The organism is Streptomyces sp. PKU-EA00015, assembly GCF_013387495.1.
Taxonomy (GTDB): Bacteria; Actinomycetota; Actinomycetes; order Streptomycetales; family Streptomycetaceae; genus Streptomyces.
Map to the genome: position 1 here is coordinate 80,051 of NZ_JABZEE010000025.1, position 18,460 is coordinate 98,510.

Annotated in this window: 17 protein-coding genes and 1 pseudogene; 9 read left to right on the forward strand and 9 right to left on the reverse strand. The window is 64.4% G+C overall.

Translation table 11 applies throughout. The annotated features are described in order from the left end of the window. Positions 1 to 22 precede the first annotated feature (22 nt). The 4 genes from HW130_RS17145 (at position 23) to HW130_RS17160 (ending at position 3,468) form a co-directional block, all read left to right on the forward strand. Positions 23 to 349 carry a GYD domain-containing protein gene (locus tag HW130_RS17145; RefSeq protein WP_177150468.1) on the forward strand — a complete coding sequence of 109 codons (327 nt, stop codon included), beginning with the start codon at positions 23 to 25 and terminating at the stop codon, positions 347 to 349. Between the two features lie 488 nt (positions 350 to 837). Further along, entirely contained in the window at positions 838 to 1,608 is a 771-nt protein-coding gene (locus HW130_RS17150; protein WP_177150469.1) for a DUF2637 domain-containing protein, read from the forward strand. Between the two features lie 354 nt (positions 1,609 to 1,962). Then, entirely contained in the window at positions 1,963 to 2,538 is a 576-nt protein-coding gene (locus HW130_RS17155; protein ID WP_177150470.1) for a hypothetical protein, read from the forward strand. Positions 2,539 to 2,823: 285 nt separating this feature from the next. Continuing rightward, positions 2,824 to 3,468 carry a dihydrofolate reductase family protein gene (locus HW130_RS17160; RefSeq protein ID WP_177150471.1) on the forward strand — a complete coding sequence of 215 codons (645 nt, stop codon included), beginning with the start codon at positions 2,824 to 2,826 and terminating at the stop codon, positions 3,466 to 3,468. 63 nt (positions 3,469 to 3,531) lie between these two features. Here HW130_RS17160 and HW130_RS17165 read toward each other — a convergent pair whose 3' ends face one another. Next, entirely contained in the window at positions 3,532 to 3,939 is a 408-nt protein-coding gene (locus HW130_RS17165) for a RidA family protein (protein WP_177150472.1), read from the reverse strand. Positions 3,940 to 4,020: 81 nt separating this feature from the next. On the opposite strand from HW130_RS17165, the gene HW130_RS17170 reads away from it, so the two are divergent. Continuing rightward, the gene (locus HW130_RS17170; RefSeq protein ID WP_177150473.1) at positions 4,021 to 4,671 is read left to right on the forward strand and encodes a TetR/AcrR family transcriptional regulator; all 651 of its coding nucleotides are present in this window, start codon (positions 4,021 to 4,023) and stop codon (positions 4,669 to 4,671) included. Between the two features lie 155 nt (positions 4,672 to 4,826). Then, positions 4,827 to 5,534 (forward strand): maleylpyruvate isomerase family mycothiol-dependent enzyme, encoded by a 708-nt coding sequence (locus HW130_RS17175; RefSeq protein WP_177150474.1) that lies wholly within the window; start codon positions 4,827 to 4,829, stop codon positions 5,532 to 5,534. Positions 5,535 to 6,793: 1,259 nt separating this feature from the next. Here the strand turns inward: HW130_RS17175 and HW130_RS17180 are convergent. The 5 genes from HW130_RS17180 to HW130_RS17200 form a co-directional block, all read right to left on the reverse strand. Beyond that, positions 6,794 to 7,081 (reverse strand): hypothetical protein, encoded by a 288-nt coding sequence (locus HW130_RS17180; protein WP_177150475.1) that lies wholly within the window; start codon positions 7,079 to 7,081, stop codon positions 6,794 to 6,796. A 600-nt stretch (positions 7,082 to 7,681) separates the two neighbouring features. Next, complete coding sequence (locus tag HW130_RS17185) at positions 7,682 to 7,942, reverse strand: hypothetical protein (RefSeq protein ID WP_177150476.1); 261 nt, start codon at positions 7,940 to 7,942, stop codon at positions 7,682 to 7,684. Beyond that, positions 7,939 to 10,371, reverse strand: coding sequence for an N-6 DNA methylase (locus HW130_RS17190; RefSeq protein ID WP_177150477.1), 2,433 nt, complete (start codon positions 10,369 to 10,371; stop codon positions 7,939 to 7,941). Before HW130_RS17190 ends, HW130_RS17185 begins: the two co-directional genes overlap by 4 nt. Positions 10,372 to 11,013: 642 nt before the next feature. Continuing rightward, positions 11,014 to 11,460: a hypothetical protein gene (locus HW130_RS17195; RefSeq protein WP_177150478.1), complete on the reverse strand. Its 447-nt coding sequence runs from the start codon at positions 11,458 to 11,460 to the stop codon at positions 11,014 to 11,016. Continuing rightward, entirely contained in the window at positions 11,457 to 11,723 is a 267-nt protein-coding gene (locus HW130_RS17200) for a hypothetical protein (RefSeq protein WP_177150479.1), read from the reverse strand. The genes HW130_RS17195 and HW130_RS17200 overlap by 4 nt, the downstream gene beginning before the upstream one ends. Before the next feature lie 479 nt (positions 11,724 to 12,202). On the opposite strand from HW130_RS17200, the gene HW130_RS17205 reads away from it, so the two are divergent. The 3 genes and pseudogenes from HW130_RS17205 to HW130_RS17215 all read left to right on the forward strand — a co-directional run bounded on the left by HW130_RS17205 (position 12,203) and on the right by HW130_RS17215 (position 14,826). After that, the gene (locus HW130_RS17205; protein WP_218183622.1) at positions 12,203 to 12,556 is read left to right on the forward strand and encodes a hypothetical protein; all 354 of its coding nucleotides are present in this window, start codon (positions 12,203 to 12,205) and stop codon (positions 12,554 to 12,556) included. Between the two features lie 609 nt (positions 12,557 to 13,165). After that, positions 13,166 to 14,368: pseudogene (locus tag HW130_RS17210) on the forward strand (IS110 family transposase). Between the two features lie 116 nt (positions 14,369 to 14,484). Further along, positions 14,485 to 14,826 carry a hypothetical protein gene (locus HW130_RS17215; protein ID WP_177150480.1) on the forward strand — a complete coding sequence of 114 codons (342 nt, stop codon included), beginning with the start codon at positions 14,485 to 14,487 and terminating at the stop codon, positions 14,824 to 14,826. Between the two features lie 222 nt (positions 14,827 to 15,048). On the opposite strand, the gene HW130_RS17220 is transcribed toward HW130_RS17215, so the two are convergent. Genes HW130_RS17220 through HW130_RS17225 form a run of 3 tightly spaced genes read right to left on the reverse strand, consistent with a single transcriptional unit; the run spans position 15,049 to position 17,604 of the window. Continuing rightward, on the reverse strand, positions 15,049 to 16,749 hold the full coding sequence (locus tag HW130_RS17220) for an ABC-three component system protein (protein WP_177150481.1): 1,701 nt from the start codon (positions 16,747 to 16,749) through the stop codon (positions 15,049 to 15,051). Further along, on the reverse strand, positions 16,739 to 17,023 hold the full coding sequence (locus tag HW130_RS36990) for an ABC-three component system middle component 6 (RefSeq protein WP_375256544.1): 285 nt from the start codon (positions 17,021 to 17,023) through the stop codon (positions 16,739 to 16,741). The genes HW130_RS17220 and HW130_RS36990 overlap by 11 nt, the downstream gene beginning before the upstream one ends. Beyond that, a complete protein-coding gene (locus HW130_RS17225) occupies positions 16,990 to 17,604 on the reverse strand; it encodes an ABC-three component system protein (protein ID WP_218183623.1) in 615 nt (204 codons plus the stop codon). Before HW130_RS17225 ends, HW130_RS36990 begins: the two co-directional genes overlap by 34 nt. Positions 17,605 to 18,460 lie beyond the last annotated feature (856 nt).

An 18,460-nucleotide genomic window follows, 5' to 3' on the forward strand; every position in this document is an offset into this window, starting at 1 on the left:
ATTGCCCGACGAGAGGGAGCCGATGCCGCTCTATCTATCGAGGTTCAGCTACACGCCGGAGACGTGGGCCCGGCTCATCGGCAACCCGGAGGACCGCAGGCGGGCCGCTCAGACGTACATCGAGTCGGTCGGCGGGAAGCTGCACGGATTCTGGTACGCCTTCGGCAGGCACGACGGCTGCACCCTGTGGGAGGCCCCCGACAACGTCTCGATGGCGGCGGTCGCGCTGGCGATCACGGGGGGCGGTGCGCTCAGCTCGTTGGAGACGACGGTTCTCCTGACGGTCGACGAAACGCTGGACGCCTTGCGCAGGGCCGAGGAAGTCCAGTACCGCGCGCCGGGCACCTAGGGCCTCCCTGACCAGGCCAAAGGCCCCGGACCCCGACCGGCCCGGGGCTTGCGCCGGCGCCCCGGCAGGAAGACAACCGCTCGACTCATGACGCGCAGAGTGAGATGCAGATGGTATTAGCGTTTCCCCCCGCCAGGGTCACCCATTTGCCACGCATCTGGAGGAGAGGGAGCGGCGTTAGTCGGGATATGACGAAAGCAGGGTTCCACGGCTTGCCTCAGCGCGGCGCGAGGAAGGATAATCTGTCTGCCACTCGTGATGTGACAGCGGGAAAATACACTTACACGCCTGGTGTGGCACAGTGGGCGCTCGATGCGCGTGGCACCTTGCACGGGGACGGCGCGCGGGTCCAACTCCAGGTCACTGATTCACTGCTCCGCGAGTTCCTCGCACTTCTGGAGGCAGCGCAGGAGGAACTCAACCAGCGGTGGAACGGTCAGGGGAAAGCCGGCCGCCACGCGGAACACGCGTGACGGGGGCGGATTTTCATGAATCACGACTATGCGGACCCCTCCTTTGTGCGGCATGAATGGTATTCCGACCCGTACACCTATGGGTCGGGTACCGGCTGGCACGGCAGTCATGTCGATGGCCTGCACGCAGGGACTGCCTTGGTGCCCCCGGACTCGGGCTGGGACCCGGTCGAGGAACTTGCCTATCTCTTGCAGGAGGCTGTTCCGGCAGAGCAGGCGACCACGGTGCCGCCGCCTCGCAGCGATTCGCCGGCCGGCGCCGACTTCACCGGCTCGATGGAGAACCTGACAAAGATCACCGCTCAGTTGCCGCGCATCCGACGTTCTTCTGCCGGGCACCGGAAGACCCGGGTCAGAGAGCCCCGACTCAAGTGGTTGCAGACCGGCAGCTTCGTCATCGTCGCGTTTGTTGCCGTCATCGTGGCGATGGTGAGCGTATTCGGCGGCATTGTGGCCTACGGGCCTCTGCAGAACGTCATGTCCGATGCGAGGAGCTGGATGATTCCGTGGTGGCCTCTTCTCGTGTACGGACCCTGGATGGTGGCCTCTCTCTCCATCCTGCGAACTGCCTTGCATCGGCGTCGAGCTTTGCACTCATGGTTCATCGTGCTGCTGTTTTCCTCGGTCGCGGTGATGCTGTGCGTAGCTCAGGCCGAAAGGACCTTCACGGCCGTCGCTGCAGCCGTCCTGCCACCCGTCGCGTCCCTGGCTTGCTTCCAGCAACTCGTCCGGCAAATCACCTTGACTCTGCCACCGCGACAGGGCACGCCCCGCCACCGCCAGTAGCGTCACTTCTGAAGTCAGGAAGGGTGCAACGGCTCTAGGCGTATATGCCCCATGAGTGCTGCGAGCGCGAGATGAAGCGGTCCCTGATCTGCCGAAAGGTGGATCAGGGGCCGTCGTCGTTCCTGACCGCACGTGGCGTTCCGCCGGATCCGGCCGGACCGCACCGCGACGTCAGCCCGACCGCTCAGCCGTCGCTCCTCGGCGGTCGGTGCGTCACTGATCTGCACGACAAGGGCGCCACGAGGTCTGAAGAGGTCTTCTGGGCCCTTGACCTTCGGTTCTCGCAGGGTGAGACCTCAACGGCCGGCGATACGGACAGTAGTCGCGGTTGCGCGCTGAGTCAGTATGGGTTCTTTGGAACTCAAGCGCTCCATCCGGAGCGGCTCGTCTCATCTCGCATCAGAGCGCATTGAGGAGAAGCACGAGATGATATCTGCCAAGATCCGCGGCTCCATCATGGCCGTCACCGCGGCGGTCGCCGCCGCCACCATGTTCGCGGCCCCCACAGTCTCGGCCGACGCGAAGCACGCCCCGTCCGCCGTGGTCGTCACGGAAGAGGACAAGGACAAGGACAAGGGCGACGAAAAGAAGAACTGCAAGCTGCTTCTCTCCCAGCTGAACGGCCGGCTGCAGTTGGGGCTCGATTCGTTCGACGGCACGACTCCGGACCTCGAAACCGCACGCACCGCTCTTTCGCAGGCCGACCGTAGGCTGGCGGCACTGGAGGACGGCAAGTGCCTGTGCGTGGCGCAATTCGAGCTGCTGAGGGAACGGCTGGAGGCTCTGCTCGGCCTCCTCAACGCCAGCCCGGTGAGGGTGCCCGAGGCGCGGGAGGGCCTGGTTCACCTGCTCCTGGTGGTCAAGGTGCTCCAGGTCGGGGCGACGTGTGAAAACGGAAAGTGCGGCGTCGACGACATGTCCGTCGAGTGAGCACGCTGTGAGGCTGCCGGACACCCCCTCAGAAGATCACTTCCGAGGGGGTGTCCGACGCTCCGACGCACGTCAGAAGCTGTGCCCCGGCAGGATTCCCACCTGCGACGCCCGCTTTCTGCCGAATGTCTTGTCGTGGCCGTCTCGATGCCTTCCGCGTCCACCTCAAGGACACCGTCTGGAAAAAAATTACGGGCCGCTGTCGATCCGGCCACGTCCCGTTCGACGTGATGATGTGCGGCGCCTCGCCACACGACGACACGACAGGACCTGACGAGGAAACACGTGGATCAACTGCTGAGAGTCATGAACTTCAACGTCTCGAGTGACGGGATCGGTGCCGGTGAGCACCAGAGTTTCGAGCGGCCGTTCGGCCACGACCATCCCGAGAGGCTGTTCGCCTGGGCCGGAGCCACGGCGAGCTGGCCCATGCGCACGGATCCCGGGGGGAGCCGGGGCCTCGACGACTACTTCACGCGAGACTTCGCACGCAACATCGGTGCCGAGATCATGGGCCGCAACAAGTTCGGGCCCCAACGCGGGCCCTGGCAGGACCATGAGTGGCGCGGCTGGTGGGGTGACGAGCCCCCGTTCCGCACGCCGGTGTTCGTCATGACCCACTACAAGCGTCCGTCGTTCATGCTCTCCGACACCACGTTCCACTTCGTCGACGGCGACCCGGCCACGGTTCTCGAACGGGCGCGGGAAGCGGCGGAGGGCAAGGACATCCGACTCGGTGGCGGGGTCACCACCATCCGGCAGTTCCTTGATGCTGACCTCGTCGATACCATGCACGTGGCGGTCTCGCCGGTAAAGCTCGGATCCGGACTACGACTCTGGGAGTCCCCCGATGAGCTGCTCGACCGGTTCCACCTGGAGGTCGTGCCCAGCCCGAGCGGCGTGACGCACCACCTGTTCTGGCGAAGGTGACGCGAGGGCCCACTCGGGGATGTCAGCGCCGGACACACGGTCTCCCTGCTCGCAGCGATACGGCTATTCGATGACCGCAGTGGCTTCGACCTCGACAAGGAGATCCGCTTCCCCCAGCGCCGCAACGCCCAGCAGGGTGATCGGCTTGACCGGATCGATGCCCAGCTTGGCTGCCGCCCGGCCCACGCCCTCACCCAGCAGCGGCATCTTCGCGGGACTCCAGTCGACGACATAGATGGTCAGCTTCGCCACGTCATCGAAGGAACCGCCGATCCCGGCCAGAGCAGTGGCGACATTGAGATAGCACTGTTCGACCTGAGCGGCGAAGTCGCCCTCGCCCACCGGCCGGCCGTCGGCATCACGGGCGACCTGCCCCGCAAGGAACACCAGCTTCGATCCGGTGGCTACCGACAGCTGCCGGTAGACCTCGGGCTTCGGCAACCCGTCGGGATTGACCAGCGTCACGGACATGAACGGCCTCTTCCTCTTAGCGTCTGGGACGGCAAGATCAGCACCTCCTGAAAGCATAGCGGTGCTATGTATTGTGGGGCCATGGCGAGGACGAGAGACCCAGCGGTCCGCACCCTGCTCCTCAACCGAGCCGCACAGATGCTGCGGATGCGGCAACCGGTCACGCTCCGCTCCTTGGTCGCTGGAACCGACGTGTCGACGATGGCCGTCTACACCTACTTCGGCGGCATGGACGGCCTGTGGAAGGCGTTGCGGCAAGAAGGCTTCACGCGCCTGGCCGCCAAACTCGCGGCCGTCGAAACGTCCGCGGACCCGGTACGCGACCTCGCCGCACTGGGGGCCGCCTACCTGGCGAATGCCTTGGAGAACCCCGATCTCTACCGCGTCATGTTCGATGCGGGCTTCGACCTCGAAGACACCGGCGCCGCGGACGAAACCCTGCACCGCCTCGTCCACGCCATCGACCGGGCCAAGGCGAACGGCCGCTTCCGCGGCGAGGTCGACCCGCTGGAACTGGCAACGCAGAGCTGGACCATCGGCCACGGTCTCGCCTCGCTCGTCGCCACCGGACCCCTGCCGCACCAGACACTCGCTCACGGCGTGCCCATGCTGACCGCACTGTTCACCAGCGCAGGAGACGAACCCGGCCGATGTCGCCGGTCGGTCGAGCGCGGCTGGGGACGGATGCCCCCAGCCGGGCCCGGCTCCCGTGATCGGAGCGACAGGCCCTGACTGGATCACCGATCGGTGCGACGGCTGTCGCACCTGAGCTCGAACGGGCTGCAGATTCGCAGGGTATGCCGACTCAGCGGTGAGCCCCTCAAACACCTCGCCGCCGAGGCCCCCGCAGTCGTAAATCAACTTTCCGCCTCGTAGAAGGGCTGCCCATGCAACCACCTGTCGCAGCGGTGATCGAAGCCCACGGCACCCTGGAACGACTCGTCGCCGGAGTGACCGACCAGCAGCTCGCCGAAGCATCCGCCCTTCCAGGCTGGTCCCGTGGCCATGTACTGGCGCATCTCACCGACAACGCGAGGATGTTCGCCCGTCTCGCGGAGCATGCCCTGTGCGGGGACCTGGTGACGGCCTACGACGGTGGCGTGGACGAGCGCAACGCGATCAACGAGGCCACCACCGGCCGCAGCGCCGCCGAGCACCGGGCCGAACTCGCCGCACACTCAGCCCGCCTGGAGGCAGCCTGGGCACACGCCGGCGACGAGGACTGGAAACGTCCGGTTACCTTCCGAAACGCCGACCTGGCCGCGACGGTCTGGGCACGCTGGCGCGAGGCATGGATCCACATGGTCGACCTGGACCTCGGCGTACGGTCGGACGACTGGCCCGAGGGTCTGGCAACTCACGCCATCGCATTCCTCCTTGACCGTCTACCGGCAGGCACGCGCGTAGGCGCCGAAGACGTGCGCCGCCAGTGGTCCGTCGGCGACCGGCCGGGCACGGTGGTCACCGGGCGGGTGCGCGACCTGGCGGCCTGGCTGGCCGGACGCACGCCCGCAGTCTCACCGGTAGCGGCGCAGGGACTACCTGCTCTTGGGCCCTGGCCGCCCCACCCGCCGCAGAGACAGAACCGCACCTGAGATCTTCACCAGGCACGGCGTGAGGGACTTGCCGATCTTGCCGAGCTGCGGGCACGGCCGACTCCTGCAGCAGCCGTCAGCCGGCACTCTGTTCATGAAAGGAAAGATGGCTATGCGCGCCGACGTTGTCTGGTGGGATCCGTCCGCCTCCGGCCCGACCGTCGAGACCATGCCTGACTCCCCATCCGCTCACCCACCGCTCACGCGAACGGCACCGGACGAGGAGTCCGGGGCCGGGTAGAACGCCTCCCCGAGGGAGAAGCCCTAGGTCAGAGCGGTAACGCGTTGTGCCCCCGGCAGGATTCGAACCTGCGACACCCGCTTTAGGGGTTCGATCAAGGGCGCCGCGCCACACGCACGCCGGGGCGGCCGGCCGCCGTGTGGGGTCGTTCGCGGATGCGGCTGTGCGCCCTCGTTGATGTCAGCTGTGGATGTCAGGCCCGGAAGAGCTGGGGGTGCGGACAGAGCTCCAGCGGGTCGTCTGGACGGTCCGCCCACTTCCACCAGACGTGCTGAGCGGGGCAGCGCCACAGCATGCGGCAGGTTCTCGCGCCATCATCTTCCCGGGCGGACAAGACAAGGCCGCCGGCCTTCATCATCGTCTGGGTGCACTCGGGACAATGTACGTGTGGCCGCTGACATGGGACGCAACCTATCTTGGCCCGAGGCGACAAGGCTCTGAGCTTGGGAATCACGGGCGATGCCAGCGCTTTGGGGCTCTGAACAGGCGTAACGGCCCGCGGGGACCCTGCTTTGTATGCTCGCATTGAACCGCTGTTGATCGCGGTTCCCCGCTCTATGGTGCGCCGGTCGTGCGGAAACGTCGGCGCGGGAGTGCTCGCCGTGTTCTACGATCCCCGTGCCTGCGTCGGCCGGCAGCTGTAGACCCACAGCACCGGCCCGTTGTGGAGGGAGCCAGCCCGTTGGAGCCGGGCCAGGTGGGCTGGCACCCGCTTTAGGAGCGAGGTGGGGTGAGTTGAGGCCTGACCTGCGGGATAGCGACTTCGGCGTCTGCTGGCTGCGGCCCCCAGTGGCAACCACAGTTCCCCGTGAGTCCCCGCCCCATCTGGAGCGGTTGTGGCACGGGGACCTTCTAATTTGTTGCTCTATGCAGTTGGGGCAGGGACGGTCACAGCGGTGATACGAAGCTTGTGAGGGACGTTGGGGGGCGGGAACGATTGGCGGGGTTGCGATATTGGTTGCTGTACTCCTTTCCCGTCACGATATGTGTCGGTGAGGTTGCTGGGGGTGATGATGCCTTAGAACGCCGCCGCCAGCACAGCAGCGATCGAGAGGTAAGTGATCACGACACCGAGGATGACTCCCGCCATGGAGAGAACCTTCCAGGTGGGGGCCAGTGCGGCGCGGGCGATCTTAAGGTTGACGACCATGCCGAGCGCGCCGATGAGGCCGCCGATCAATCCACCGACAAGGAGCAGACCCAAGGGGAGGGCCGTGAGTATGGCTTGCCATAGGGGAAGATTGCGGATTTGGGTGAACCAGTCCTCTCTTGAGGCGCCTGAACGGAGATCGGGCATCTTAGCCATGTGGAGTTCCTCGGTGGTTCGAGAGCTGAGAGCGTGAAGATTCCAGTACTGTCGAGCGCGCATGCTAACTGCCTATTAACGACCAAGCGGAGTTGGGTGTCCTCGCCGGGAGCTCATCGCTCCCCTCGGGTCGAAGTCCCGCGGCCGCAGTCGCCGCACTCAACTCCGGGCGTCCTCAGAGTCAGTCGCGGTGGGCGCGGGTGTTCTGGAGCACCAGTTTGGAAGACGGCGTATGCGGACTGTGGCTGACCTGTACGTCCGCTGACCTGAGGGCGCGATGGTTGCTCCGCTTTTCCCCGTGGTTCCCCCCCTCGCCCCCAGCGGATCGGGCACGCGAGGGGCACGCCTCAGGCACCGACGCTTGCCCACTCAGCCCTGAGGTCCGCGCACACTATGCGTACCGTGGCGGTCGTCAGTTTCAGCTCGTGACTGCATCCGGCCTCGTCGGGCAGGACTTCGTCCAGGCGGACGGAGTTGAAGTCGGACAGCTCGATTGGCCCCCCGTCGTCAGCCCGGACGGTCCGCTCACGCACCGCTCATGCGTCGGCGTGCCTCATACGGTGGGGCGCACGCGAGCCCAGCAAGATCTACAAGGGCTGACTAGCCGCGCTGACGCAGCTGTTGCACCACGGGCACCACGGCCAGACAGAGCAGCGCGGTTCCTCCGAACGCTGCACCTGCCGAGAGCAGGGCTCCGGAAACCGGGGCGCCGTCGATGACCTTGAGGAATCCGACGCATACCGCGACGAGGGCAGAGGACAACACCATGACCAGCAGCCAGGGGATCCAGGCACTGTTCGTGGGCTCGGCGGCCAACGTGGGCTGGGTCGTCGGAGCAGACGGTTGGCGCCGGGTGTTCACAGCATCGCTTCTTTCTCGAATCGGTGGCGGGGGAAGGTACCAGGGGCGGGTTCCGAAGACTTGCCCAGAAGCGCACCGGCCAGGGCGATGCGGCTGTGCCGTACTGAGGCAGCGACAGCCAGATGCGCGCGGTCCAGCTCGTCAAGGCCGTTCAGCGCGGCTACGATTTCTTGCTGCTCGACCAGGCCCGGCAGCGGAATCTGCAGCGATCCGAGAGATTCGGACCGAAGAGACGGGGCTGCGGTGGCCGCGGCCCGGTCCCGCATCCAGGCGACGGACTCGTCCAGGCACAGGTAGTGGAACAGGTATTCCGGCAGCACCCGGTCCTCCTGTTCCTCGGGCACACGGAGCCGGATGACATTGGGGCTCATCAGCCAGCCGGTCTGATGCTGCTGCACCAGCGCCGGCGGAACGATCGCACCGGAGCGGACACACACAATGTCCCTGTGCCGCAGCTCGAAGTTCCTCAGGCGACGGGCCGTCTCCTCCGTCACCCGCTCATCCGCCCCGTCGTTGATGCGCCGGTCCTTCAGATGCCGTGGGAACACCACAGGGACCGGGCCGTTGGTGCTGCGCTGCTTCTTGCCGAGCACGGAATAAGACGGTCCGGCCTGAATCTCGCACAGTGAGTCCAGGTTGGCCGTGGATGTCGGCTGGTTCCTCCGGAGCAGCGGTCCATGGTCCCCGACGAACGGCAGCCGGGCGGCAGCATCCTGTATGTCCCGTAGGTGCTCCTCGGCGTTGAGCAGTCGCTCCTGGGCGGACACGAACTCGTGCTCGAAGCCGTCCCTTCCGCCACTTTGACGTTCGACATGGTCAAGTGGGTTGAGCGAGTAGCCGTTGCGCCGCAGTTCTTCCCGAGATACCAAGGCGGCGGGCACGTGTGGTTCCGCAGTCGTCGAACCGGGGAGAGGAGCGGCCGCGCCCATGCTCCTGTGAGCGCGGTAGGCGTCGAGTAGAGATTCGGCGTCCAGGGCGCTGAGGACCCGGCGCGAGCCGTTCTTCGATCCCATGTGCCGTGCGTCGAGGAAAAGTGTGTTGTCGCTCGGGTTGTCGGGGTGGCGCAGTATCCATACCGAGACGGGTACGGCGGTGCCGGTGAACAACTGGGCCGGCAGGGCGATGACACAGTCGACGACTCCGCTCTCCACCAGGTTTCGCCGGATGGTCTGCTCGGCCTTGTGACCGGAGTTGCCCGCCTTGTTGGGCATGATGATCCCGGCTCGGCCCCGCTCGCGCAGCGTGGCCAAGCAGTGCTGGACCCAGGCAAGGTTGTCGTTGTCGAGCGGCGGAGCCCCGTACGCCCACTGCCCCTCGCGGCGTCCTTCGCGGCCGGGGTCGCTCATGTTGAACGGTGGGTTGGTGAGCACGATGTCGAACGACTCCAACGGAGCCCGCTCCGGGCCGTCGTGCCAGGGGGCTGTGCGCTTGAGGTCGAGAACCGGGGAGACACCATGAAGGAGGAGATTCATGGTCGCCAGTCGCCACGTGTCGGCGCGCCGGGTCTCGCCGTACGTCAGCAACGTCTCTTTGCGCGGCAGACCGTCCTTGTCCAATGCGCAGGCGGCCATCGCCTCGATGAGGAACCCGCCGTCGCGGGCGTAGGGGTCGTAGACGGACTCCGGTTCCCCGGGACCGAATTCTGAGCAGGCCAGCCGCGTCATCAGCCGGACCACAGGGCGAGGAGTGAAGAATTCGCCGCTGCCCAGCGCGGCTCGTTGCTCGTACTCGTCGAGGATCAGCCCGAATACGTCCTCGGTGAGGCGGCTCATCGCATCCACGACATTGCGAAGGTCACGAGCAGTTCGTGGCTCCAGGCGCCCCAATGCTTCCTGCATGCTCGAATGGACACCGAGGCCACGCATGTCCTCGTCGGCCAGGCGGCCGACGTCCCGGAGCAACTGGGCTGCCTCGTCGAGACTGCTGAGGGCGCGGGCGCGGGCGGCCAATGTGTCGAAGCGGTCCGGGGCAGCGCCGCGGAGATAGTGGAGGCAGAGAAGCAGGTTCAGATAGTCCAGCACGCTGGCCGCCCCCCGTACGCGGTCGACGAGGCTGCCCATCAGATCGGCTACGATCCGCCGGTTCTCGGGGCGGGGCTCATCGACAGCGCCGGTCGGCATGCGGTACGACGACCCGGTGCCAAGACGGTGCCGCGCGGCGTCGGCTCCTTGCCCCTGCCTGGCACGGTCCCCGTAGGTGGTGCCGACGGGCTCCCCTTCGACGAGCCGCCCGGACGGCACCGGCCGTCGGTCCAGCCAGTCCATGACTTCCGACTGCCGGAAGTAGTCCTGTCCGTTGGAGCGCCGAGGAGAGGGAAAGTCGGTCTCCTGTTTTTCCCAGGCCGTTACGGTTGGTCGGCCTACGCCTGCGAGCGTGGCAATCTGCGCTCGTCCGAGCAACGGATCCTCACCGGTCGGCGGGTACGACATGAGCTCGGGGCCCCCTCAACTGCGCCATGAGAAATGGTTGATGGAGAGTGAGCCTAGAAGTGCGCGGCCACGCTGAGCAACTGCGCACCTGGAGTGCGCAATCCTCTCCAAAGCTGTTAGGGCTACGGGAGTTGGCGGATCGTGGGCCCTGTGGCGGTGATCTAGTCGCTATCTCAGAGACCTTGCTCGCCGCTCACCGTTTGAAGAGGGTGTTGGGGCGAGCCTGTTCGCTCACGCGCGCGTGTGTGCCGCCCTGCCAGGCAAGGCGCTGCCTCGTCCCTGTCGGATGACCATGGACGCGTCATGCTGCTGCGATGGGATTCGACGGAGCGGTCCAACGGGACGGTGACGCCTTCTGGCTTCAGATCGATCCGTATCTGATCGCCTCCGTCAACAACGCGGAGCCGCCTGCGGGGTAACGGCGGCGCGACCGACTGTCCACTATCCTCCATCCTCGGCGAGGCCGGTGACGGCTGGTTCCGGACCGGTGTTCTCGTGTCCCCGCGGCTTGTGGAGAGCGCGTGGCTTCTTCGTCCCGGCGGTCGGCTTGACCACAGGTAACGGAGGATCCCATCGGCGTACGGCCAGTGGTCAGTCGGGGGAGCCGGCGAGTCGTCGGAGTGAGGTGCGGGCGGCGTTTCGTCAGACCTTCTCGACTCGCACGGAGTGTCCCGCGAGGAGTTGAGCCATGTCGTCGGTGTCGGACGTGAAGACGGTTGCCTCAGCTCCTTGCACGGCTTCCCGCCCTGCCACAGCCGCCAGGATGGCGTCGATGGCGTACTTGTGACCATGTAGACCGGCTGCCTTCAGTATGTCGCGCGCCATGGCGATCACCTGGTCGTCCGTGTGCACGACGCGGATCCGGGACAGCGTCCAGTTCCACAGCGCCTGCTTCGACGTTCCGCGAGGGTCCCATGCTTCCAAGGTCGTGAGCGCCGACGTGATGATCGGGATGTCGAGCCGCGGAGCCGTTTTGATCAGCGCGGCCATCTCCCGATCGCCGTGAACCGCCTTGGAGAGGGCCTCGGAGTCGAACACGAAGACGCGCTGTCGCGGCCGGTGCATTTTCGCTCGGGTGGTGCGGTTCACGCTGCCTCGTCTGAATGCGAGTGCTGCTCGTCGTGCCAGCCGTCAATCTCGGCGATACGGTCCAGCGCCGCTTGCTGCTCGTCGTCCGTCACGGCGCCGTGCTCTTCTTCGAGGCGTTCAGCCAGCTCGCGCAGTCGGTCCATGGCGTCCTGATGAGCGGCGGCGGCCGCAATGTAACTGGACACCCCGCGCGCATCGACACGTTCTTTGATCGATTCCACCAGCTGTTCCGGCACGGTGATAGTGATCTTCCGAGTTGCCATACTTCAAGTATGCCATGTCCTGTGTGTTGCGGGTGGGTGCCTCGGCTGCCGCCATCCTCGGTAGCCGCTTCACGCTTTGCCCGGGAAGGTCGGAGCCAGGGCGTGAGGGGCGTAGAGACTTTGCGGCGGGCGTGGGTCTTGGCGATCCGCCCGCTCACGCAAACGGCCCCGGACGAGGAGTCCGAGGCCGAGTAGAGCGCCTCCCTGGGGGAGAAACCCAGGTCAGAGCGGTAACGCGTTGTGCCCCCGGCAGGATTCGAACCTGCGACACCCGCTTTAGGAGAGCAACAGGATCTGTAGCCAGTGGCTCCTACCTGCATCTTCTCTCTCCAGGATGGCATCTTGAGTGCCTAGGCGTGCAGGTTTCGTCTGTGCTTCACGGCTAAGAGCACGGCTAGGAACTCTCTAATCGATCACCTGGAAGCTGCTCGATCTCACGGCCTGCTGGCTGCGGGCGAGCTGCTGCCTGCGAAGATTCGATGGTGAGCTACGACCTTGCTGTGTGGGACGGTGAGCCTCCACTTGACGACCGCCGAGCGGGCTCGGTCTATGACGAGCTCTATGAGCGCTACCTGGAGTCGGACGATGTCGTCGTGCCTCCGACGCAGCGCATCGTGGCCTATGTCGAGGCGCTCGTCGAGCAATATCCGGACGGCATCGACGGCAACGTCGTCTGGACGTCGCCACCAGTCATCGACGAAGCCTCAGGGCCGATCGTGTATCTGCTCATGTCTTACAGCAAGGCCGGGGAAGTGTCTGAGTACGCCGCTTCGCTGGCTCGCGATCACGGACTCGTCTGCTATGACCCGCAGGACGAATCCCTGAGGTCGTGAGCTGCGACCATCTACCAGGCCGGACTCCGCATCGCAGGCATCCTCCTGGTCCCCCTGCGATCCAAATGAATCCGCCCAGCCCATTGATGCGGTACGAGTTTCTCTACTTCATTCAAGGCGGCTCGCTCCGCTCGCCGCGCGCGGCCCCGGCTCCAGCGCCGGGCCCCGACGCTCCTGTCTCCGCCCCGCTCCGGGCCCCGGCCCCGCCGGCCGCGCGGCTAGAGCGAGCGCCGCTGATGCTGTGGACGGTAGCCCGCTGTGGCTGGGGCCGGTCGGCTCCACGGTTTTAGGCAGCCACCATGGGGCGAGCCTCGAAGATCGGGGCCCACATCAGGCTTTACCGGGCAGGTCTAGAGACTGCCCGATTCGCGGCAAGCTTACGGGCCCCGATCTCTCGCCCCATGGCAGCTCCGTAAGTTGTTGGGCGGCCCGGGAGGGCCGGGTGTGGCTGATGGCAGCTTGTCTTGTGTGACTCGGCAGGAGTGGCCGCCCGGCTCTTCGGGGCGCCCTGGCTGCTGATTGAGATGTGCGTTGTAGTCGCTGTTTACGGAGATGACAGCGGGGTGTTCCTCGGGCCGACGGCATGCTGCGCGGAACGAGGAGGGGCGAGTGAGCAAGCGGCGGGCCCGAGTCTGGGCCGGGATCGACGCAGGCAAGGGCCACCACTGGGCTGCGGTGGTCGACGAGGTCGGTGCCACGCTGTGGTCAAAGAAGATCGACAACGACGAGTCGGTAATTTTGGCCGCGCTCGTCGAGATCCTGGACCTGGCGGACGAGGTCTACTGGGCGGTGGACATCTCCGGGACGTCGTCCGCGCTGCTGCTGGCCCTGCTGGCGGCCCATGGCCAGCGTGCCGTCTACGTGCCCGGTCGGACGGTCAACCGTATGGCGGGCGCCTACCGCGGTGAAGCAAAAACCGATGCTCGCGATGCCTACGTCATCGCCGAGACTGCGCGTCACCGCCGGGACTTCGCCGCCATTGACGTGCCCGCCCAACTGGCCGCCGACCTCGCGCTGCTGACCGCCCACCGCACCGACCTCGTGGCCGATCGGGTGCGAATGATCAACCGCCTGCGGGACGTGCTGACCGGTATCTTCCCCGCGCTGGAACGAGCCTTCGATTACAGCGCGCAGAAGGGTGCACTCGTGCTGTTGACCGGTTACCAGACGCCGGCCGCGATCCGCCGCCGCGGCTGTGCCCGACTGACGGCCTGGCTGACCAACCGCAATGTCCGAAGCGCCGACGCGGTCGCCGCGAACCGCGCTGGAGGCTGCGCAGGCCCAGCAGACCGCGCTGCCTGGGGAGGACGTCGCCGCGCAGATCGTCGCCGACCTCGCGGCGCAGATCCTGGCCCTGGACGACCGGTTGAAGCGGATCGACAAGCAGATCCGCGAGACGTTCCGCAGCCACCCGCAGGCGGAGATCATCGAGTCCCTGCCCGGCATGGGCCCGATACTCGGGGCCGAGTTCGTCGTCGCGGCAGGCGACCTGTCGGCCTACGCCGACGCCGGTCACCTAGCTTCCGCGGCCGGGCTGGTGCCGGTCCCGCGCGACTCCGGCCGCCGCACCGGCAACCTTCATCGTCCGAAGCGCTACAGCCGCCGACTGCGCAGGGTGTTCTAACTCTCCGCGCAGACCAGCATCATCCGCGAAGGACCGAACCGGGACTTCTACCTCAAGAAGCGCGGCGAGGGCTGCAAGCACGTCCAGGCCGTAATCGCTCTGCCCGCCGACGGGCGAGCGTGTTGTGGGCGCTGCTGTGTGACGGACGGGCCTTCACCGCCGCCCCGCCGGTCACGCAAGCGGCTTGACATCGTCATTGAGACTCCCGCCCAAAGCCATTCCACCGACCTCATCTGGGACGTCGGCCCCCCGATGGCTCTAACCTGCTGTCCTCAATCAACCGTCCCCCAGCTCGGAGCCCAGGATGGACGCCGTAGAGTTCCTAGCTGCTCTCCGCCGTGGAACCACCGTGGTCGCCGCCAGCCCTGCTGCGGAACCTACGTGGAAGGCATGGGTCGCTGTGACTTCAGCAACCCGCCTCGAAGATCGCCCTGGAGTGCGGAACCCTCACCTCGACCTGATCTGGGTCGTCCGCGAGTGGCATCCCCACTACATAGCCAACGACCTCTGCTGGGCTGAGGGCGACGGCATGAGCAAGCTCGAGCGCACGGTCTCGCGAGGGGAGGATGGGCTCTGGGCCGCAGTGGCGCGGTTCGGCGGCGTCGCAGCGTTCGACTATCCCTGGCGAACCGACTACCCCGGCTGAACGCCCTGCCGCGTGCCCCATCCGTGCCGGACCGGACGGAGACAAGCGGGGAACCACGGGGAACCACGGCCATACGGTCGCTTCCCTGCAGGTCAGCAACGCCGCAGGTCAGCGGCCATCCGCATACGTGGTCTTCCAAACTTGGTGCTCCACACCTTAAGGCCGGCCACGCTTCACTCGGTAGTCGACACACGCCGCCGACGTCAGCCGGAGCACGTTGCGTTAGTGGAACCTGATGCCGAACAACCCACCTGTTTCGTAGGCATCTGTAAGGCGAGCGCATTCATGGAAATCAACTCGGAAGCCCTCATCCTGAGCCTTCTTCAGGTCGTCCGAATTGAGAGTGACGACGTATTGAATACCCTCCCGCTCTGCAACCCGTGCCGCAAGAGTCAGGGCGCTAGCCATCTGGCGACCTTCGACGTCTGAATAGAGATGGCTATCGTGCACAAGGAAATCTGGGCCACGTCCGTATCGGCGAGCCGTGATCGCCATGGTCAAATCGAAGCAGAAAAGGGCCATGCTCTTCACCCCTTTGCTCCTGTCCCCTCCGATTGTTGGAACGAAGTGGTAACCAGTTTTTGAAGCTTCGACACTCAGAGAGGCGGGTCGCCCACTGCCGTAAATTTCATAGGCGTACGAGGAGTAGAGTTGCGCAATTTCGTCAATCTGGGCTCGCCGATCATTTAGGTCCATACTGAACCGAAGTTCCATTTCGGCAGAGCGAAGCTGCAAATGGCGATTCGCATTTTCCCATTTGTCGACAGTCTCGCGCCGCTGTTGCAGCTCATTCATCCTGCCGCGTACACGAACCAGCTCCAGTTGGAGCTCTTTATAGGTCTCCAGGGCGCCTCCCGCATCTAGGATTCGCATCACTTCAGAGCGTTCGGTGTCGACTTGCTGCAGTTCCCTCCTTTTTTCGTCGAGACCATCCAACAAGGCCGCGCGCTCACCCTGGAGGTACCGGCGTCTATTCTCCACGACCGAACGATGAAAGGCCGCAACCTCATCGAAGCGACGAATCACGCTTTCAGGTAGAGTGATTTGCAGCTGGTCGTACATCTCCTGGACGTACGAGTGATCTGGCTGGCTCTCGTCTTCTTGATTGATTGCAAGCTCAATGTCTCCAAGGCGACGCTCATCCATGACAAGTGAGTCATTGAGTTTGCGGATTACCCTACTGAGCTCATCAGCTCGCGCGCGATGCTGAGCGTACTGATCTACGACCTTGAACTCGCCGATTTCTTGCTCAAGGTTGCTCACCTGAATCCCAAGAGTGCGAATTTGTGCATCCAGGTCTTGCGCCTTGCCCAGTGTCATTCCCAGGACAGGATCCTTGGCTGCCTTCCGCAGATCCCTCAGGCTCTTCTCCGCAGTGGCCACTTCTTTCGCCTGCTCAAGCAGAGATAGGTCCAGCCCAAAGAGGTACGCCAGAGAAGATTGTGAAGCAGCAGCAGACTGCTTCCTGTGCACTTCAGTAGCGTTGTCGAACGCGCCGTTCTGTACATCGCGAAGGTAGAAAGCGATCAACGAGCGAAAGGAGGGCTCGCCATTTTTCCCCGCAAGAGCAAAGAGCCCCTTAGCCAACTGCTGTCTCCACGCGGTGTTCTTGAACGTTGCTCCGTCAACCTCGACGTTGCTCGGATCGGAACCAGTCCGCCTTACGGTGACTTCACGACCCAACAACTCCAACTGAAGCTCGAAGGAAGCTTGTTCGAGCTCTGGCCTCCGCAAAATGTGGTCAGGTCGTGCGTCAGCCCCCAGCAAAAAGTCGAGCACGCGAATAAAGCTTGTTTTGCCAACAGCATTCCGACTGTCCTGCCTACGGGCAGTCTTCGTACGCTCAGCCACAACGATATTGAGGCCGGGGCGAAAGGATGCCGTCTTGAAGTCAGGAAGATCGCTAGAAAGACTACGAAACATGTTCGCCCCTCGTAAGTTCCCCATCCCGAATAGACACCGCGCCAGTCGCATACAACAGATCAAGTGAAAGAGCGAACCACCAGAATGGCATGGCTGACGGCATTGACCGCGCTTGACGCCAGGCGATAAGACGCTGCCAAACGGCACTGACTGTTCCAGGCTCATCCAGCTGAACAAGGATCTGCGCGCCTACTGCAATCATTGCCTGATCGGAGGGAATCGACTTGCTCGGAAGTAGCATCACCCACCTACCGGAGCTTCGAAGATTTCGCATGTCTCAAAGAAGTGGGTGACAACCATCATGGCTGCACTCCGCTGCTGGTTCGCGTCTCCGAAGCCGCCGCCGCCGAACGCTTCGGAAACTAGGTCGTCACAAAGTGCATGAAAAACAGCGTCAGATTCTTCAAGCCGCGCGCGGTGACCGTCGTACCTTGCACGCAGATTCTCCGACACTTGGGCCTGCTCTCCCGGAGAAGCCTGCGAAAAATAGAACCGGACATGCCCCGTGTGAGTCTTGAACGTTTTCAGTAAGTCAGAGACCTCCGGGCCGAAGTTGTTATGCTCGATCTTCCCGAAAGGGACTTCGAGCACTTCATCCTGGCCGCCTTGCAGGCGAGTCCTGGCAAGGGTTTCGACGCATCTAGCGATGTACGACATGCCGGCAGGATGCTCGGAAGGCGGAGCTCCAAGAATGAGAGAGAGCTTATTTCGTTCAATCTCCTCCCCTACGCAATTATCCCAAAGGACCTGGGGAGGCCAGTTCTCTATCTTGATCGCAGAATCTTGTCGACTCTTCCTCAACTCCATGATGCCGGCCGCAGCCATGGCAGGCAGACCCGTCGCGTTGTTATACACGAAAGCCCACCTTTCCATGTGAGTACCCCAATGTGCTTCCGCGGTTTCGTAATCTGTCCGTATCTTATTGGCTACATATCTTTCGGTTGGACTGCTCGCTCCATAGCATGCCAGCATCAGTCCATTGACCCAACCATCGCAGCCCTTGTCCCCTCTTCCGGACGGATCGATTTGCACGAAGTTTGGCCCATGCTTCATGTGCATAAGGTCAGTCACGAAATCTTGCCACTCAAAGCCAGTCTTGCGGATGCACAGGGCTAGGAACTGGCTGTGAAACCAGGCACGGTCTTGATCTACTGACACTTTGCCCCCCAACTGTCGCAGTCTCAGCGCCGCTCACCCTACTAACGTGCGGCAGAGCTGGACAGCTGCTCGACGGTCACCTCGTTCATGCCCCCGTTGACGCGGCCAGACACCAAGCGCTGCCTCCGGGCGGGTCGTTGCAGCTCAGCTCGAGTCCTTCGTTAGCAGGCGCGTACGTGCCGGAGGATGGTTAGTGGGCCAATCGGGAGGTGCTTGCGCGTGCTCGGCCTGGCTTGAGCTTGCGCGCGCTCCCCTTTCGGCCGGCACACGTCGTGCTGCGCTACTGAGAGCCTGCCAACGAGGTTGTGCGGGCGCGCGTTGAGCTTTGAACACGCGTGCCAGATACGTGCCAGATCGAGCGGTCAGCCACGGTCGATTGAGGAGCACAGCAGCTTCCACACGCCCGTGACTACCGTCGCCGCGCACAGGCAGGATGAGCTGGGGTGAAGGCTGAGATGGCGCTGCCAGGCTTACAAAGCAGCCCTCAGCGCATGCTAGCGGCCCACACGCTCACGTTAAGCGTCATATGCGCTCCACACTGGGTCTGCTGGTT

Coding starts and splice junctions, on each gene's coding strand:
- HW130_RS17215 (WP_177150480.1), top strand. CDS start 14,485: ATGGACGCCGTAGAGTTCCTAGCTGCTCTCCGCCGTGGAACCACCGTG.
- HW130_RS17145 (WP_177150468.1), top strand. CDS start 23: ATGCCGCTCTATCTATCGAGGTTCAGCTACACGCCGGAGACGTGGGCC.
- HW130_RS17220 (WP_177150481.1), bottom strand. CDS start 16,749: ATGTTTCGTAGTCTTTCTAGCGATCTTCCTGACTTCAAGACGGCATCC.
- HW130_RS17200 (WP_177150479.1), bottom strand. CDS start 11,723: ATGGCAACTCGGAAGATCACTATCACCGTGCCGGAACAGCTGGTGGAA.
- HW130_RS17180 (WP_177150475.1), bottom strand. CDS start 7,081: ATGGCTAAGATGCCCGATCTCCGTTCAGGCGCCTCAAGAGAGGACTGG.
- HW130_RS17175 (WP_177150474.1), top strand. CDS start 4,827: ATGCAACCACCTGTCGCAGCGGTGATCGAAGCCCACGGCACCCTGGAA.
- HW130_RS17165 (WP_177150472.1), bottom strand. CDS start 3,939: ATGTCCGTGACGCTGGTCAATCCCGACGGGTTGCCGAAGCCCGAGGTC.
- HW130_RS17150 (WP_177150469.1), top strand. CDS start 838: ATGAATCACGACTATGCGGACCCCTCCTTTGTGCGGCATGAATGGTAT.
- HW130_RS17205 (WP_218183622.1), top strand. CDS start 12,203: ATGGTGAGCTACGACCTTGCTGTGTGGGACGGTGAGCCTCCACTTGAC.
- HW130_RS17190 (WP_177150477.1), bottom strand. CDS start 10,371: ATGTCGTACCCGCCGACCGGTGAGGATCCGTTGCTCGGACGAGCGCAG.
- HW130_RS36990 (WP_375256544.1), bottom strand. CDS start 17,023: ATGCGAAATCTTCGAAGCTCCGGTAGGTGGGTGATGCTACTTCCGAGC.
- HW130_RS17170 (WP_177150473.1), top strand. CDS start 4,021: ATGGCGAGGACGAGAGACCCAGCGGTCCGCACCCTGCTCCTCAACCGA.